Origin of the sequence: Stenotrophomonas sp. TWI819 (genome assembly GCF_039673075.1) — a bacterium.
In the GTDB taxonomy this organism is placed as follows: domain Bacteria; phylum Pseudomonadota; class Gammaproteobacteria; order Xanthomonadales; family Xanthomonadaceae; genus Stenotrophomonas; species Stenotrophomonas rhizophila_B.
Map to the genome: position 1 here is coordinate 185,184 of NZ_JBDJKY010000004.1, position 18,600 is coordinate 203,783.

Annotated in this window: 7 protein-coding genes; 6 read left to right on the forward strand and 1 reads right to left on the reverse strand. The window is 67.8% G+C overall.

Annotation, left to right across the window (positions count from 1 at the left end):
* The first annotated feature begins 89 nt into the window (after positions 1 to 89).
* Genes ftsE through ung form a run of 4 tightly spaced genes read left to right on the forward strand, consistent with a single transcriptional unit; the run spans position 90 to position 3,289 of the window.
* Positions 90 to 776, forward strand: a complete 687-nt coding sequence (gene ftsE / locus ABE463_RS07470) for a cell division ATP-binding protein FtsE (protein WP_019183511.1) — start codon at positions 90 to 92, stop codon at positions 774 to 776.
* A complete protein-coding gene (ftsX, locus tag ABE463_RS07475) occupies positions 773 to 1,723 on the forward strand; it encodes a permease-like cell division protein FtsX (protein WP_123729989.1) in 951 nt (316 codons plus the stop codon). Before ftsE ends, ftsX begins: the two co-directional genes overlap by 4 nt.
* Positions 1,724 to 1,730: 7 nt before the next feature.
* Positions 1,731 to 2,573 (forward strand): response regulator, encoded by an 843-nt coding sequence (locus ABE463_RS07480; protein ID WP_123729990.1) that lies wholly within the window; start codon positions 1,731 to 1,733, stop codon positions 2,571 to 2,573.
* The gene (ung, locus tag ABE463_RS07485; protein ID WP_346467711.1) at positions 2,570 to 3,289 is read left to right on the forward strand and encodes a uracil-DNA glycosylase; all 720 of its coding nucleotides are present in this window, start codon (positions 2,570 to 2,572) and stop codon (positions 3,287 to 3,289) included. Before ABE463_RS07480 ends, ung begins: the two co-directional genes overlap by 4 nt.
* Positions 3,290 to 3,306: 17 nt before the next feature.
* On the opposite strand, the gene ABE463_RS07490 is transcribed toward ung, so the two are convergent.
* Entirely contained in the window at positions 3,307 to 3,666 is a 360-nt protein-coding gene (locus ABE463_RS07490; RefSeq protein WP_346467712.1) for a helix-turn-helix transcriptional regulator, read from the reverse strand.
* 372 nt (positions 3,667 to 4,038) lie between these two features.
* Here ABE463_RS07490 and ABE463_RS07495 point away from each other — a divergent pair, with 372 nt between their 5' ends.
* Both ABE463_RS07495 and ABE463_RS07500 read left to right on the forward strand, forming a co-directional pair.
* Positions 4,039 to 6,162 carry a hypothetical protein gene (locus ABE463_RS07495; RefSeq protein ID WP_346467713.1) on the forward strand — a complete coding sequence of 708 codons (2,124 nt, stop codon included), beginning with the start codon at positions 4,039 to 4,041 and terminating at the stop codon, positions 6,160 to 6,162.
* 113 nt (positions 6,163 to 6,275) lie between these two features.
* Entirely contained in the window at positions 6,276 to 18,599 is a 12,324-nt protein-coding gene (locus tag ABE463_RS07500; protein ID WP_346467714.1) for an Ig-like domain-containing protein, read from the forward strand.
* The last annotated feature ends 1 nt before the right edge of the window (position 18,600 follow it).

The window sequence follows — 18,600 nt, forward strand, 5'->3', positions numbered from 1 at the left end:
GCATTGCCGATCAACGGGTAGCACCCGACCGTTGGTCGGGTGCTCATCCCCACCTCCACGCCGCCACCCTCGTCCTGCATAATCAGGGGATGAGCGTCCTGCGTTTTGACAATGTCAGCAAACAATATGCCGGCGGCCACCAGGCACTGGTGGACGTCAGCTTCGATGTCGCCCCCGGGGAAATGCTGTTCGTCACCGGTCATTCCGGTGCGGGCAAGAGCACCCTGCTCAAGTTGATCCATCTGGACGAGCGGCCCAGCCGCGGTGCGGTGATCTTCGATGAGCGCAACCTGTTGAAGGTGCGCGGCGGCAGCATTCCGCGGCATCGACGCGAAGTCGGTGCGGTCTACCAGGACCACCGCCTGCTGATGGACCGCAGCATCGCCGAGAACGTCGCACTGCCGTTGATCCTGCGCGGCACCCGCCGCAACGAGATCGGCAAGCGCGTTCGCTCGGTGCTCGAACGCATGGGCCTGGGCCACCGCGAAAAAGCCCTGCCTTCCCAGCTGTCGGCCGGTGAACAGCAGCGTGTCGGCATCGCTCGTGCGATTGTCGGCGAGCCCAAGCTGCTGGTCGCCGATGAGCCGACCGGCAATCTTGATCCCACGCTGGCGGCGGAAATCATGGCGCTGTTTGCCGAACTGCCTGACCGCGGCACCAGCGTGCTGGTGGTCAGCCACGATCTCGCGCTGCTGCGGCGGATGCGCAAGCGCGTGCTGATCCTGGACCACGGCCGCCTGGTCGATGACATCTCGCCGCAGGACCTGGCCGAATGAATACCCCGGTGACCAAAGAAACCGCCGCGCCCTCGCGCTTCGGCGTGTGGCTGCACCACCACGGCCACAGCGTGGTCTTCAGCCTCGGCCGTGCGTGGCGCAAGCCGTGGGCGACCCTGCTCACGGTGATGGTGATGGCGCTCGCGCTGGCCCTGCCGCTGGGCCTGTCGATCGCGCTGGACAACCTCAAGCACTTCGCCGGCAGCGTGCAGCAGTCGCGCGACATCAACCTGTTCCTCAAGACCGATGCCGGTACCGATGCGGCCCGCCAGGTCGCCGAGACCCTGCGCGGCCGCGCCGATGTAGCCAACGTCACCGTGCAGACCCCGGAGCAGGGCCTGGCCGAGCTGCGCGAAAGCGCCGGGCTGGGTGAGGCGATCGATGCGCTGCATGACAATCCACTGCCGACCCTGCTGATCGTGACCCCGGGCGAGGGCGCCGATGACGCGCGCCTGGCGCAGTCGCTGGAAGGCCTGCCGCAGGCCGACCTGGTCCAGCACGATGCGCTGTGGCGCAAGCGCCTGGATGGCTGGCTGGGCTTTGGTACGCGCCTGGTTCAGGTGCTGTCGGTCCTGCTCGGCCTCGGCGCCGCACTGGTGGTCGGTAATACCGTGCGCCTGGACATCCAGGCCCGCCGCGATGAGATCGGTGTGCTGCAGCTGCTCGGGGCCAGCGATGGGTTCATCCGCCGCCCGTTCCTGTATCTGGGCGCGTGGTATGGCCTGGGTGCCGGTGCTGTCGCGCTGGCGCTGATCGGCGCGGCCGGGCTGGCGTTGCGCCCGCCGCTGGCGGCGCTCTCGCAGAGTTACGGCAGCCCGTTCGTGCTGCATGGTCTGGATCTGCTGCATTCGTCGTTCGTGCTGCTCGGCACCGTCGTGCTGGGCTGGCTGGGCGCCTGGCTGGTGACAGGGCATTTCCTGCGCCAGACCCGTCCGACCGAAACCTGAGGCCCGCATGCGCCCGCAAGTCCTGAAGCACCTCGCCGACGATGCGCCGCGCGTGATGGTCGTCGATGGTTCCAAGCTGGTCCGCAAGTTGATTGCCGATGTGCTGCAACGCGAACTGCCGGCGGTGGAGGTGGTGGGCTGCGCGAGCATCGCCGAGGCGCGTGCGGCACTCGACGCCGGGCCGGTCAGTCTGGTCACCACCTCGCTCACCCTGAGCGACGGCGACGGGCTGGACCTGGCGCGCATCGTGCGCGACGCGGCGGGCCAGGCCTACGTGCCGGTCATCGTGGTGTCCGGCGACGCGCAGCAGCATCTGGAGCAGCGCCGCTTCACCGAGTACGTCACCGACTACTTCGACAAGGCGCTCGGCCACGAAGCGCTGGCCACCTTCATCCGCGGCTATGTCCAGCCGGAGACGATTCCGGGCGCGACGATCCTGTATGTCGAAGACAGCCGCGTGGTGGCCGAGGCGACCAAGCGCATGCTCGAACGGCAGGGCTTGAACGTACTGCACGTACTGACGGCCGAAGACGCCTTCGCGCTGCTCACCGCCGAGTCGCTCGGCCGCAGCAGCCACCGCATCGATCTGGTGCTCACCGATGTCACGCTCAAGGGCGAACTCAGTGGCCGCGATGTGGTGCAGCGCGTGCGCGTGGACTTCGGCTACGGCAAGCGCCGCCTGCCGGTGTTGGTCATGACCGGCGACGGTAACCCGCACAATCAATCCGGGCTGCTCCAGGCCGGTGCCAATGATCTGGTGCAGAAGCCGATCGAAGAGCGGCTGCTCATCACCAAGGTGCTGTTCCAGCTGCGCCTGTCCCGCCTCAACGACAAACCAGTATTGCGATGAATGACGATGTAGTACCCAGCATCCAGCTCGAACCGAGCTGGAAGACGCGTATCGGTGATTACCTGCTGCGCCCGGAGATGCGTGACCTCTCCGCGTTCCTGCGCCAGCGCAAAGCGGCCGGTGCGCAGGTGTTTCCGCCGGGCCCGCAGATCTTCGCCGCGTTCGATGCCACGCCCTTCGACCAGGTCAAGGTAGTCATCCTCGGTCAGGATCCCTATCACGGGTATGGCCAGGCCCATGGCCTGAGTTTCTCGGTGATGCCGGGCGTGCCGGTGCCGCCGTCGCTGCTGAACATCTACAAAGAGATCGAGGCCGATCTGGGCATTCCGCGCCCCGACCACGGGTGCCTGCTGCCGTGGGCACGTCGCGGCGTGCTGTTGCTCAATGCGGTGCTGACCGTGGAAGCGGGCAGCGCCGGTGCCCACCAGCGGCGCGGCTGGGAGGGCTTCACCGACCACGTGGTGGATACCCTCAACCGCGAGCGCGAGGGCCTGGTGTTCCTGCTGTGGGGCAGCTACGCCCAGCAGAAGGGCAAGGTCATCGATACCGGCCGGCATCGCGTGCTCAAGGCGCCGCATCCGTCACCGTTGTCGGCGCATCGCGGCTTCCTGGGCTGTCGGCATTTCTCGATGACCAACGACTACCTTCAACGCCGCGGCCACGGCCGCATCGACTGGTCGCTGCCGCCGCGCGCTGCGCTGGAACTGTCGGCCTGACACACCAAGGTCGTGGCTTACACGACCAGCATCTCGATGATGGATTGCGCGACCTGCCGCTTGCGCGGTGGCAGGCGCCGCAGCAGCGACAGCACGTTGCCCTCCAGATCATCACGCACGTAGTCCTGGGTGGGCGTGCTCACGGTGAGTTCTTCGCCGCTGGCCTTGCACACGCCACGGCCCGTGGCCAACCACTCAAAACGGACGCGCGTGCTCAGGGCGATGTGTACCAGGTGCGACACGCTCGGGTGCGTACCGCCACGACGTTCCCATTGCGCGACCGCACTGCGTTTGACGCCGGTTTCCACGGCCAACTGTGTTTGTGACATCCCTGCACTGGTGCGTGCTGCGCGAATTCGATCCGACATCGCCAACATGGCCTTCCCCTTTCTCGTTCCTTGATCGGTGGATGGTTATCGATACTTGCCGGGCAGTGATTCTTTTCCTGCTCTGTACAGAATCACTTGCCGTCACTGTCGCACTAGGCGCTCCACCGAGAAACCGCGAGCCGACAGTGAAACTTCCCCCTGCATTGAATGTGGCCGGTTTGACGGTTTCCATCCGTGCACGTAGTTAATCCCTCAAGCCGGCCATGACGCGCCGGGATATCCAAAACATCGGAAGCAGGCCGATGCCCTATCGATCATGGTCGGTACCCACCGCCCGGTGACAGGCGGCTTCGGCCAGGACGCAGGGGATGGCCGATGGATAAAGTCTCTGGTGTGAAGCTGGCGTTAGGGCGATTCAGTTTGATTGCCAAAACCCTGTTATTTGTGACGCTGATCGCATTAAGTGGCGGTATTTCTTCAGCCAATGCCCAGTCGGCGTGCACTGCGGGTGCGTGCGTCAGCGCGGGCCCGCGGCTGGCCTCGATCGATTCCACCCAGAGCCCGGTGCTCAATCTGCTGTTCGGCGCCCTGCTGCCCGGTACCAGCCTCAATCTGAGCGTGGTCGACTGGAACAACCTGGCCGGCGCCAACGTGAATCTCAATGCGTTGCTGACCCAGCTCAACGGCGGCGTGGTGGTCAGTGATCCCAGCCAGGTGCTCAACACCAACATCACCTTGGGCCAACTCCGCGCTGCGATGGTGCAGGTGCTGCAGGCCGATGGGCAGACGGCAGCGGCCAACGTCCTCAACGCACTGCCGTTGGGCGTGGCCGGTACCACGGGCAGCATCCGCCTGGCCGACATCCTGCAGATCGCACTGCCCACTGGTTCGCTGGCGACCGTGCGGCTCAATGTGCTCGATCTGCTCACCGGCGGTGTGCAGCTTTACAACTTCCGCAACGTGCTCACCACGCCCACACCGATCACCGTCAACACCGCTGCACTTGGTCTCAATGGCGTGGCCAATGTGCGCTTGTGGGCGCAGGTGATCGAGCCGCCCGTCTACACCTGTGGCGCAGCCGGTGCGGCGTTCCACAGCGCTGCGATCCGGATCAAGCTCGATCTGGATCTCGTGCAGGGATTGAATACCGGCACGCTGTCAGCGGCCCTGAGCGGTCTGAATCTGCTCGGCGTCACCCTGTCCAACACCAGTGTCAGCGCCGATGTGCTGCACCTGCAGGTGTATGCCGACGTCGCCCGGGCAGAAGGCACGATCTCGGCGATCAACCTGGTCGGCAACGCAGTCACCCTGCAGGCCCGCCCCGGCCTGGTGAATCTGTATGTCGGCCAGATCAGCGATGCTACGTTCTTCAATCGCAGCACCGTGCTGACCGATAGCGCGCTGAGTGCTGCCACGCTCACCTCGCTGAGCGTTCGCGTGCGGGTGTCGGCCAACATTCTCGGCCTGCAGACGCCGATTGCCGATATCAACGTTCCGCTGACGGTGAGCATCCGCAGTTTCGCCACGGCCACCCCCGGGCTGCAGAGCGCCAGCTTCACCGGCCCGTATCCACAGACCCGCACGCTGAGTGCCGGTACGGTCAGTGCGGCGACCATGGTGTCCACCCTGGTCAACTCGCTCAGCATCCAGGTCACCAGCGGCAATCCAACGGTCACGCTGCTGGGGGGGATCGCGCTGCCGTTGCCGGTGGCGGACCTGGTCAACGGCATCGTCAACACCCTGCTCACGCCGATCCGGACGCAGGTGAATGGGCTGGTCACGCCCGTACTGACGGCGCTGCTGGGTGGGCTGGTCGACAACGTGCTGGGCCTGCTCGGCATCCGCATCGGCCAGGCGGTCTTCACCGTGGAAGGCATCACCCAGGCCTGTGCGGCGACCCTGCAGTTGGTCAAGGACCTGCAGCCGACCAGCGATACCGGCCGTTTCAATCTGTCCATCACCTACAACGGCAGCACCGTCGGATCGGCCAGCAACGTGGGCAACAACGGTGCCACTGCAGCGGTGATCACCGTGCCCGGTGGCAGCTACGCGCTGGCTGAAGCCGCCGCGGCCGGCACCACGCTCACGCGCTACGCGAGCACGTGGCAGTGCACCGACCAGGACAACACCGTGGTGTCCTCCGGCAGCGGTGGCAGCTTCACGCTGCAGGCGCCGGCGATGACCGCCACGGCGGTGACCCTGGTCTGCCGGATCACCAATCGAACGCGACAGGCCGATCTGTCGATCACCAAGACCGACGGCAGCGGCAGCTACACGCCGGGCGGCACCGCGACTTACACGCTGCTGGTCCGCAATGACGGCCCGGACGCGGTGACCAATGCCGTGGTCACTGACAGCTTGCCCAACGGCACCACGCTGCGTGGCGCCTGGACCTGCAGTGCCACCAGTGGCAGTGCCTGCGCGGCGGCCAGCGGTGGTGCCGTTGGCGGCACTGCAGTGAACGTCGGGGTGAATCTCATCAACGGGGGGCAGGCCACGATCAGCGTGCCGGTCAGCTTCAGCAGTAGTCCCGGCGCGTACTAGCGTCCGGAGCAGCACCGCGGGCAGCGCAGGCAGTCGCCCTGCGTCGGGATGGACAGGACCACCACAGCCGAACGGACCGACCAGGGCCGTTGGCCGCTTTCGAGGATGAACGCATGGCAGCTAACGGCACGCATCGCAGGGCAGGCAAGGCGTCGGCCAGCATCGCGCATGCGGTGGCCCTGCTGGTGCTGCTGCTGCCGCCGCCGCTGCTGGCGCAGAGTTACCCAAATCCGCTCAACAACACCGCCACGGTCACGGCGCCGACCGACGTGGCCGATCCGATGCCCGGCAACAACAGTGCTACCGATACCAATGCGTTGGCACTGCAGGCACAGCTCAGTGTGACCAAGACGCTGCTCAGCGCCACGCCGGTGGCCGCGGGTGGTGCGGTTCAGTACCGCATCCAGGTCGGCAACGCGGGCCCGTCGGTGGCCTCGGCCGTGGCCGTGGTCGACAACGTCTCGCCGTCGCTGACCAACGTGACCTGGAGCTGCCAGGGCAGCACCGGCGCGTCCGCGTGCGCGCAGGCCAGCGGCACCGGCAATGCCATCAATGTGCAGGTCAACGTCGCCGTGGGCGACAGCGTGGTGCTGCTGGTCAACGGGACTGCACCCACCAGCACCCCGGCCACGGTACCGGCCAACACGGTCTCTCTGCTGCTGCCCGCCGGCACGACCGATCCGACCCTGGGGGACAACAGTGCCACCACACCGGCGATTCCGGTGCAGGCCAATGCACTGGTAGCCACCAACGATACCTTCGCCGCCGCGATCTCCTCGGCGACCGGTGGCAGCACGCCCACGGTGCTGACCAACGACACCCTCAACGGCGCGCCGGTCAATGGCGCCAATCTGATCATTGCGCTGCAAAGCGCACCCGCCGGTTTCACCATCAACAGCGCTGGCGTGATCACGGTGCCTGCCGGTGCGGCCGCAGGCGCGACCACGTTGACCTACCAGATCTGCGAAAACGCCTCGCCGACCAACTGCGCCACCGCCACGGCCAGCCTGATCATCAGCCCGACCGCGGTGAACGACAGCTTCAACGCCATCGGTGGCGCGGCGTCGATCAACGGCAACGTGGCCAGCAACGACAATGCGCCGGCCGGTGCAACCTTCAGCGCCATCGGCACGACGCCGGCCGGCCTCACCGTCAACAGCAACGGTGCCTTCGTGTATGCACCGGCCGGTGGCATCGCGGCGCCCACCTCGTTCCAGTACCAGGTCTGCCTGCCCGCGCCGAATGGCGCCGTGTGCGCCACCGCGACCGCCTCGATCGTGGTCAATGCCAATGCTCTGGTGGCCGCTGACGACACCTTTACCACGCCCCTGCCGTCCGGTGCAGGCGGGCTCACCCCGAGCGTGCTGACCAATGACACCTTCAACGGTGGCGCGGTGCCGCAGGCCCAGGTAACGATGAGCCTGGTGGGTGCGCCGGCCGGGTTTGCCATCACCGGCACCGGGGCCATCCAGGTGCCCGCTACTGCGGCAGCCGGCCCGCTGGCCCTGACCTACCGCTTCTGCGAAAACACACTGCCGGCCAACTGTGCAACGGCCACGGCCAACCTGGTGGTCAGCCCCGACGCGGTCAACGACACGGTGACCACGCCCGGTGGCGGACAACCGGCCACCGGCACCCTGGCCGGCAACGACAACATCGCCAGCGGGTCGGCCTACACGCTGGGCACCGCGCCCACCCGTGGCACCGCGGTGGTCAATGCCGATGGCACCTTCAGTTACACGCCGACCAACGCCAACACCGGACCGGATTCCTTCACCTACCAGGTGTGCTTGCCGGCGCCGAACATCGGCGTGTGCGATACCGCGACGGTCAGCGTGAACGTGCAGGCCAACCAGATCGCTGCGGTCAATGACGTGTTCGCCACGCCGTTGCAGCCGGGGACCACCACCACGATCAGCCTGCTTGGCAACGACTCCCTCAACGGTGCGCCAGTGGTGCCCGCCGCGGTCACCCTGACTCTTACCGGCGCGCCGGCCAACTACGCCGTCAACACGGCAGGGCAGGTATCGGTTCCGATGGGTGCGGCGGCCGGCGCGGTGAGCTTCAGCTACCAGGTCTGCGAACTGGCCGCGCCGACCAACTGTGCCACTGCCAATGTGCAGTTGGTGATCGCACCCGATGCGGTCGACGACGCGTTTTCGGCCACGGCGGGCATCGCGCTGACCGGCAATGTGGCCGGCAACGACAACGTGGGCGTGGGTGCGCAGTTCAGCCTGCTGGCCGTGGCCGCGCACGGCACGGTGACGCTCAATGCAGATGGCAGCTTCAGCTACACCGCGCAGTCGGCCTATACCGGGCCGGACACCTTCCGTTACCAGGCGTGCCTGCCCGCACCGAATGCCGGTGTCTGCGATGCGGCCACCGTGACCATCAACGTCAGTCCCGGTGCGATCGCCGCGAATAACGATGATTTCAGTGGCACGCCGTTGACCGGTGCTGGCGGCCTGACCGCCAGCGTGCTGGGCAATGACACGTTCAATGGCGTGGCGATCCTGCCGGCCCAGGCCGCGCTGTCGCTGATCAACGCGCCGGCCGGGTATACGCTCGATACCAATGGTCAGTTGCAGGTGCCTGCCGGCGCGCCCGCCGGCCCGGTCAGCCTGACCTATCAGCTCTGCCAGGCCGGGACGAGCAACTGCGACGACGCGTCCATCGCGGTGGTGATCGCGCCCGATGCCGTAGCCGACGCCTACACCACACAGGTCGCCACGCCGCTCAGCGGCAACGTGGCAGTGAACGACAACGTCGCCATCGGCACCACCTATGCGGTATCCGGTGCGAGCCCGGCCGGGCTGGTGTTCAACGGCGATGGAAGCTTCATCTACACCCCGCCGGCCCAGTACACCGGCACCACCACCTTCACTTACCAGGCCTGCCTGGCGGCACCGTTGGCGGGCGTGTGCGATACCGCCACGGTCACCCTCAACGTCAACGCCGGCACGCTGGTCGCCAACGACGATGATTTCCGCAGCGCGATCCTCAATCCCGCCACCGGCGGCACCACGAACAGCGTGCTGGGCAACGACACCATCAACGGTGCGATTCCGCCGGCACCGGCACAGGTGATCCTGAGTCTGATCGGTGCGCCGGCCGGTTACGTGATCAACAGCAACGGCACCCTTTCGATTCCCGGCGGCGCTGCCGCCGGCGCGGTGAACGTCAGCTACCAGCTGTGCGAAGCGGCATTGCCCAGCAATTGCGATACCGGTGCGGTGCAGCTGCTGCTGGCGCCGGTGGCGGTCAACGACACCTTCAGTACACAGGTCGGCGTGGCGCTGAGTGCCAGCGTGGCCGGTAATGACAACGTCCCGGCGAACGCCGGCTTCAGCCTCAGCGGCACGGCACCGGCAGGGCTGGTGTTCAACCCCGATGGCAGCTTCACCTACACCCCGCCGGTGGCAACCCAGGGCGCGGTGACGTTCGCCTACCTGACGTGCCTGCCTGCACCGGATACTGCCGTGTGCTCGGGTGGGACTGCGACGATCAATGTCAACGCCGGTACGCTGGTGGCCAACGACGATGATTTCCGCGCAACGCCGATCGATCCCGCCACGGGTAGCAGCACCGGATCGGTGCTGGGCAATGATGGCCTCAACGGTACGGTACCGCCGGCCTCGGCCGATGTGCTGCTCAGCCTGGTCGGTGCGCCGGCGGGGTACACGCTGTTGGCCGACGGCACACTGACGATCGGCAGTGGCGTGCCGGCCGGTGCGGTGACGCTCACCTATCAGCTGTGCGAAGCAGCGCTGCCCAGCAACTGCGACTCGGCGCAGATCAGCCTGGTGGTGTCCCCGCTCGCCGCCGCCGATGTCTTCTCCACCCCGGTGGGACAGTTGCTGGCAGGCACCGTCGGCAGCAACGACAACGTGCCCCCCGGCGCAGTATTCCGACTCACCGGCACCGTGCCGGACGGACTGCAGTTCGGGACGGACGGCACCTTCCTCTACACCCCGCCGGTGGGCGTCACCGGGCCGGTCGCGTTCACCTACACGGTCTGTCTGCCGGCACCGGACAGCGCGCAGTGCAGCAACGCCAGTGCCACCATCAACGTCAACGCCGGCACCCTGGTCGCGTTGGACGACGACTTCAGCGCCACCCCGCTGGCCCCCGGCAGCGGCAGCGCGACGAGCGTGCTGCTCAACGACAGCCTCAATGGCACCACGCCGCCGACGGCGGGCAGCGTGCTGCTCAGCCTGGTCGGTGCGCCGGCCGGTTACACCCTCGATGCCAACGGCCTGCTGCAGGTGCCCGTCGGCGCCACCGGCGGCGCCACGGTGCTGACCTATCAGGTGTGCGAGGCGGTGCTCCCCGGCAACTGCGCGAGCGCGACCATCCGCCTGGTGGTAACCCCGTCGGCCACCAATGACACGTTCTCCACGGCGGCCGAGCAGGCGCTCAACGGCAACGTGGGTGACAACGACAACGTGCCGGCGGGCGCGGTGTTCAGCGTCACCGGCACGGTGCCGACCGGACTGTCGTTCACCCCCTCGGGCAGCTTCAGCTACGTGCCCCCGGTCGGCGTCGCCACGCCGGTGAACTTCGACTACCAGGTGTGTCTACCGGCGCCGAACGCGGCCCTGTGTGCCACTGCCAGCGCCAGCATCGCCATCACCGTGGGCACCCTGGCCGCCAACGACGACGATTTCAGCGCCACGCCGATCAATCCGGTCACCGGTGGCAGCACCCCCTCGGTGCTGGCCAACGACGCGCTCAACGGTGCGACTCCGCCGGCCGTGGCCGATGTGCAGGTCGCGCTGGTGGGTGCGCCGGCCGGGCTGGCGATCACCGCAGAGGGGGCGGTGACGGTGGCGCCGGGAACGCCTGCGGGCGTGAAAAGCCTGACGTATCAGCTGTGCGAAGCGGCGGCACCGGCCAACTGCGCCATCGCCTCGGTACGCCTGGTGGTCGCGCCATCGGCAGTGGACGATGCGCTGTCCACCCCCGCCGGGCAGGTACTGAATGGCTCGGTGGCCAGCAACGACAATGCGCCGGCAGGGGCACAGTTCACGGTGCTCAACATCTCGCCGGACAACCTGGTGCTGGCGGCCGACGGTACCTTCAGCTACGCGCCGTCGGCCGGTTTCACCGGGGCCATCACCTTCGACTATCGCGTCTGCCTGCCCGCGCCGGATGCCGCGGCATGCGCCACCGCGACCGCGACGATCAACGTCAACAGCGGCACCCTGGTGGCGATCGACGACAGCTTCACCACTCCGCTCGCGCCGGGTGCCGCGTCGCCGTCCGTGTTGACCAACGACACCCTCAATGCCGCCACGCCGCTGCCCGCCGAGGTGGTGCTGTCGCTGATCGGCGCACCGACCGGTTTTGCGATCGCCGCCGATGGCACGGTCACCGTGGCCGCGGGTGCGCCGGCCGGTGTCACTACGCTGACCTACCAGATCTGCGAAGCGGCCGCGTCGACCAACTGCGCCACCGCCAACATCGCGCTGGTGGTCGCCCCGGCGCCGGCCAACGATGCCTTCACCGTGCAGGCCGGGCAGACGCTCAGCGCCAACGTGGCGGGCAACGACAACATGCCGATCGGTACGCTCTACACGCTGCAGGGCACGCCGCCGGCAGGCGTGACGTTCGCCGCCGATGGCAGCTTCACCTATGCGCCGCCGGCCGGCACCACCAGCCCGGCCAGCTTCGTCTACCAGGCCTGCCTGCCCGCGCCGAACAGCGCCGTATGCGGCACGGCCACAACCACCTTGAACATCAACAACGGACTGCTGGTGCCCGCCGACGACAATTTCGGTGCGATCGCGCCGGGTGCCAGCACGCTGAGCGTGCTGATCAATGACGCGCTTAATGGGGTGACCCCCCCGGCCGCCGCCAGCGTGACGCTGTCGCTGGTCGGCGCGCCCACCGGGTTCACACTCGATCCCGACGGCACACTGGCGGTGACCGCGAACGCGCCCACCGGCGCCATCGCGCTGCTCTACCAGATCTGCGAAGTGGCGGCCGCCAACAACTGCGCCACCGCCAACATCGCCGTGGTGGTGCGTCCGGTGCCGCTCGATGACCTGATCGCGGTGCAGTCCGGCCAGCCCAGCACCGGCAACGTGTCGGGCAACGACAACATGCCGGCCGGTTCCAGCTGGAGCGTAGCATCGCCGCCGCAGGGCCTGGTATTCAACAGCAACGGCAGCTTCACCTACACCTCGCCGGCCGGCACCATCGGCCCGGTCACCTTCGACTACCAGGCCTGCCTGCCGGCACCTGACGCAGCCGTATGCGGTACCGCCACGGCGACCTTGAACATCAGCGTCAATGCGGTGGTGGCCAACGACGATACCTTCGCCGCTCCGGTCAGTGTCGGCTCCGCCACGCCCAGCGTGTTGACCAACGATTCGCTCAACGGTGTCACCCCGCCGGCGTCTGCCACCGTGCAGCTGCTGCTGGTCGGTGCGCCGGCCGGCTTTGTGATCAACAACGACGGCACCGTGCAGGTACCGGCCGGCGTCATCGCCGGCGCCACGGTACTGACCTACCAGGTGTGCGAGGCCGCCTCGCCGACCAACTGCGACACCGCCGCGATCCGCTTCGTGATCACGCCGATGCCGCAGAACGACGCCTTCGCCGTGCAGGCAGGCGACACGATCACCAGCGGCAGCGTTGCCACCAATGACAGCATGCCGGCCGGCTCGAGCTGGGCCGTGCAGGGCACGCCGCCGAACGGGCTGGTGTTCAACATCGACGGCAGCTTCAGTTACACCCCACCGGTGGGGACCGCCGGCGCGGTCACCTTCACCTACCAGGCCTGCCTGCCCGCACCCAATGGCGGGGTATGCGGTCTCGCCACGGCGACCGTGAACGTCAATCTGGGCACGCTGGTCGCTGGCGACGACAGCTTCGTCGGCATTGCGCCGGGGGCAGCCACGCCAACCGTGTTGGCCAACGATGCGCTCAACACCGTGAGCCCGCCCGCACCGGGCAGCGTGCAGCTGAGCCTGGTGGGTGCACCTGCCGGGTACGGCATCGCCACCGACGGCACGATCACCGTACCGGTGGGCGTCACCTCCGGCCCGGCCACGCTGACCTACCAGATCTGCGAAACCGCTGCGCCGTCCAACTGTGATACCGCCACGGTCTCGCTGGTGATCGCACCTGCGCCGCAGGACGATGCCTACGCGGTGCAGGTCGGCGGCACGATCAGCAACGGCAATGTCGGCGCCAATGACAGTCTGCCCACCGGGTCCACGTGGGCGGTGCAGGGCACCGCACCCGCCGGCTTGACCTTCAATGCGGACGGCACGTTCACCTATACGCCGCCGCTCGGCACCGCCAGCCCGGTGACGTTCACCTACCAGGCGTGCCTGCCCGCGCCGGATGCCGCGCTGTGCAACACCGCCACCGTCACGCTCAACGTCAACACCGGCACCTTGGTCGCCGTCGACGACACCCTCGGCGGGATCGTCGCCGGCGGCACGTCCAGTACCAGCGTGCTGGCCAACGATGCCCTCAATGCGGTCAGCCCGCCCGCTCCGGGCGACGTACAGCTGAGCCTGGTGGGCGCACCGGCCGGCTTTGCCATCACCACGGCAGGCACCATCAGCGTGGCGACCGGCGTGGTATCGGGCAGCACCACGCTGACCTACCAGATCTGCGAAGCAGCGGCGCCGAGCAACTGCGACACCGCCACCGTCACCGTCATCGTGACCCCGACGCCGCAGGACGATGCGTTCACCGTGCAGGCCGGGCAGTCGCTGAGCAACAGCGTGGCCAGCAATGACAGCATGCCGGCCGGCGCGACGTTCGTGGTGCAGGGCCCGCTGCCTGCCGGCCTGGTCTTCACTCCGGACGGTTCGTTCACCTACACACCGGCGGCCGGCACGCCGAGTCCGGTCACCTTCACCTACCAGGCTTGCCTGCCGGCTCCGACGTCGCTGTGTGCCACGGCCACTGTCACCCTCAACATCGCCAACGGCACGCTGCTCGCCGGCAACGACACGCTGAGTGGCGTGGCGCCGGGCACCACCTCGGCGGCGAGCGTGCTGGCCAACGACAGCCTCAACGGTGTCTCCCCGCCGGCGGCAGCCAGCGTGGTGCTGAGCCTGGTCGGCGCGCCTGCCGGTTTCGCGATCACACCCAGCGGCACGATCAGCGTTGCGACCGGCACCATGGCCGGCCCGACCACGCTGACCTATCAGATCTGCGAAGCCGCCGCGCCGGGCAACTGCGCCACTGCCACGGTGACGGTGATCGTCAGCCCGGCACCGCAGAACGATGCTTTCTCCGTGCAGGCCGGGCAGTCGCTGAGCAACAGTGTGGCGACCAACGACAGCTTGCCGCCGGGGTCCAACTGGGCCGTCCAGGGCATGCCGCCGGCAGGGCTCGCGTTCAACCAGGATGGCAGCTTCACCTATACGCCACCGATGGGCACGCCAAGCCCGGTGACCTTCATCTACCGTGCGTGCCTGCCGGCGCCCAACAACAGCCTGTGCAGCACGGCCACGGTCACCCTCAACGTCAACAACGGCACACTCACCGCAGGCGATGACACGCTCACCGGCGTCGTGCCGGGGGCGACCACGGTCGGCAGCGTGCTGGCCAACGACAGCCTCAACGGCGTCTCGCCACCGTTGCCGGCCGATGTGGTGTTGAGCCTGGTCGGCGCGCCTGGCGGCTTCACCCTCAATCCCGATGGCACGATCAGTGTCGGTACTGGCGTGATGTCCGGGTCTACCAGCATCACCTATCAGATCTGCGAAGCGGCCGCGCCAGCCAACTGCGCTACCGCCAGTGTCACGGTGGTGGTCACGCCGGCACCGCAGAACGATGCATTCGCCGTGCAGGCCGGGCAGACGCTGAGCAATACGGTCGCGGTCAATGACGGCACACCGCCTGGCGCGTTGTTCAGCCTGCAGGGCACGCCGCCGGCGGGCCTGGTCTTCGCGCCCGATGGCACGTTCACCTATACCCCGGCCACCGGTCTGATCGGTCCGGTCAGCGTCACCTACCAGGTGTGCCTGCCCGCACCGAACGGCAGCCTGTGCGGCACTGCGATCGTCACTTTCAACGTCAACAACGGTCTGCTGGTGGCCGGCGATGACACGCTCACCGGCGTGGTGCCGGGGAGCACGTCCAGCGGCAGCGTGCTGAGCAACGACAGTCTCAACGGTGTTTCACCGCCCGCACCGGCGGACGTGGTGCTGAGTCTGGTCGGTGCACCGGCCGGCTTCGGCATCACCGCGGCGGGTACCATCACGGTGGCCAGTGGCACCACGTCCGGCGTCACCACGATCACGTATCAGATCTGCGAAGCAGCGGCCCCGGCCAACTGCGATACCGCCAGCGTGACCGTCGTGGTCAGCCCCGCCCCGCAGAACGACGCGTTCTCGGTCCAGGTCGGGCAGACGCTCAGCAACACCGTGGCCGGCAACGACGCCATGCCGCCGGGTGCTGTCCATACGGTGCAGGGCGCGTCGCCGGCGGGCCTGACCCTGGTCGCCAATGGTGGCTTCACCTATACGCCTCCGGCGGGCACGGTCAGCCCGGTCAGCTTCAGCTACCAGACCTGCCTGCCGGCGCCGTATGCCACGCTCTGCGGCATCGCCTCGGTCACCCTCAACATCAACAACGGCACCCTGGTGGCCGGTGATGACGTGCTCACCAATGTTGTCCCGGGCACCTCGTCATCGCTCAGCGTGCTCGACAACGATCAGCTCAACGGTGTCAGCCCACCGCCGGGCAGCGCGGTGCAGCTCAGCCTGATCGGTGCACCGGCCGGCTTCAGCATCAATCCGGATGGCACGATCGCGGTGGCCGTTGGCGCCCTCTCCGGTGCCAGCACGATCACCTACCAGATCTGCGAGGCCGCCGCGCCGACGAACTGCACGACCGCCACCGTCATCGTGGCCGTTACACCGGTCCCGCAGAACGACAGCTTCACCGTGCCTGCCGGTGTGCCGCTCTCGGGCAATGTCAGCCTCAATGACAACGTCGCGCCTGGTGCGGTCCATACCCTGACCAGCGGTGCCCTGCCGGGCCTGGTGTTCAACGCCGATGGCACGTTCACCTACACCGCGCCGGCAGGCGTCACCGGTCCACAGAGCTTCACCTACCGCGTCTGCCTGCCCGCGCCGTACAGCGCGCAGTGTGGCGATGCCACCGTGACGCTCACCCTGACCGCCTCGGTCAACGTGGTGCTGGCGGTCAACGATGACTTCACCGGCACCCCGGTGGACCCGGCCGTGGGCGGCACCATCGCCCGCTCGGTGCTGGAGAACGACAGCTTCAACAACGTCTCCCCGCCGCCGGTCGGCAGTGTGGTCGCGAGCCTGACCGGCAGCACGCCCGGTTACACGATGAACAACCAGGGCCAGATCATGGTCGCGGCCGGTGTGCAGCCCGGCCAGGTGCAGCTGGCGTACCAGCTGTGCGAGAACGGCGTGCCGACCAACTGCACCACCGCGATCGCCACCGTCCGGATACAGGGGCCCGTCGGTGCCCTGCTGGCGGTGGACGACAGCGGCGGTCCGGTCGGTCCGACCGGCAGCGTGCGGCTGCTCAACGTGTTCACCAATGACACGTTCAACTCCGCATCGCTGGATCCCACCCAGGTGAGTTTCGCGCCGGTGGCCACCAACGCACTGAGCTTCAGCGCCGACGGCTGGGTGGATGTCGCCGCCGCGCTGGCCCCGGGCAGCTACAGCACGACCTATACGATCTGCCTGCTCAACCAGCCCACCGTCTGCGACACCGGCAACGTGACCGTCACCGTCATCGCGGGTGAACCGGGCGTGGATGCCACGGATGACCGTGTGGAGATACCGCAGGACGGCGTGATCGAAATCGACGTGCTCGGCAACGACCGCGTCAACGGCACGCCGATCGATCCGGGCACGGTCAGCGTGACCATCACCGCAGCGCCGCCCTACGGCACCGCGACGGTGATGCCGCGTGCCCGCATCCGATTTGCTGCGCTGGCCAATTTCTCCGGCGAACAGAGTTTCGATTACCAGGTCTGCGACGTGGCCGATCCGGCGATGTGTGCCGGTGCGACGGTCACGGTCATGGTCGACCCGAACGTACTCACCCTGGCCGATGACGCCATGACCGCTGAAACCGCAGGGCCGCAGGTGATCGATGTGCTGGCCAATGACAGCGCCCGCACTGCGCCGCTGGATCCGGCCTCGCTGCAGGTCGCGGTGGCGCCGGCGCACGGCACCGTGGAATGCGGCAACGGCCTGTGCACCTACACGCCGGCGGCCAACTTCGCCGGCACCGACAGCTTCCGCTACCGGGTCTGCGATGTATCCATCCCGACCCCGATGTGCGCCGAGGCAAATGTCGCGGTGACGGTGGCCGGCCAGCAGGCCGTGCTGCGCCTGACCAAGGTAGCCGCCAAGCGCAGCGCGCAGATCGGTGACCTGGTGCGCTACACCGTCACCATCGACAACGTCGGCGAGGTGGATGCCAACGGCGCCACGCTGCTGGATACGCTGCCGCCGGGCTTCACCTTCGTGCGCGGTGGCTTCGCGGTGATCGATGCCGACAACGACGCGCGCACCAGTGGCGTGCAGCCGCTGCGCATCGATGGCATCGATGTGGCGGCGGGTGAGCGGGCGACGGTGGTGTACTACCTGCGTGTCGGTGCGGGTACTGGTACGGGCGTGCATACCAACCGCATCACCGCCATCGACGGCGAGAACCGCACGATCGGCAACGTCGCCTCGGCCGAGGTGGAGATCACCACCGATCCGCTGCTCGATGAGAGCCTGATCGTGGGCAGCGTGTTCGACGACCGCAACGACAACGGCATCCAGGATGACGGTGAGCGCGGCATTCCCGGCGTGCGCATCGCAGCGGTGGAAGGCCTGCTGATGGAAACCGACGCCTTCGGCCGCTACCACCTGGTCGGGATCCCTGGTGGCGAGGCACGCGGGCGCAACTTCATCCTCAAGGTGGATCCGTCCACGCTGCCGGCCGGTGCGCGCTTCACCACGCCCAATCCGCTGGTCCGCCGCATCACGCCTGGGCTGCCGGCGCGCTTCGACTTCGGCGTGCGGATGCCCGAGGGTGCACTGAGTACGACCGCATCGAATCCGACCGCGCCGACTGCCGCTGCGGCATCGCGCCCCGCGCGGATCGAACTCGGCGAGGCATTGTTCGCCCCCGGCACGGCACGGCTGGACGCTGACCGCGCGCCGGTGATCACAACGGCCGCTCAAGCACTGGTGTCGCGCGGTGGCGGGCGCCTGCAGCTCAGCGCCGCCGCCGGGCAGGTGCCGCTCGCCCTGCAGCGCGCGCAGGTGCTGCGTGAGGCATTACGACCGCAGCTGCCGGACCCGGTTGCCGCGGCAACCACGATCGAAGTGCTGGGCACCGACGGGCGCGTACTGCATCGCCTGCGCCTGGACGATCCCCCCGAGCCTGACAGTCCCGGTCGCACGATCGGGGAGGGGCGCTGAC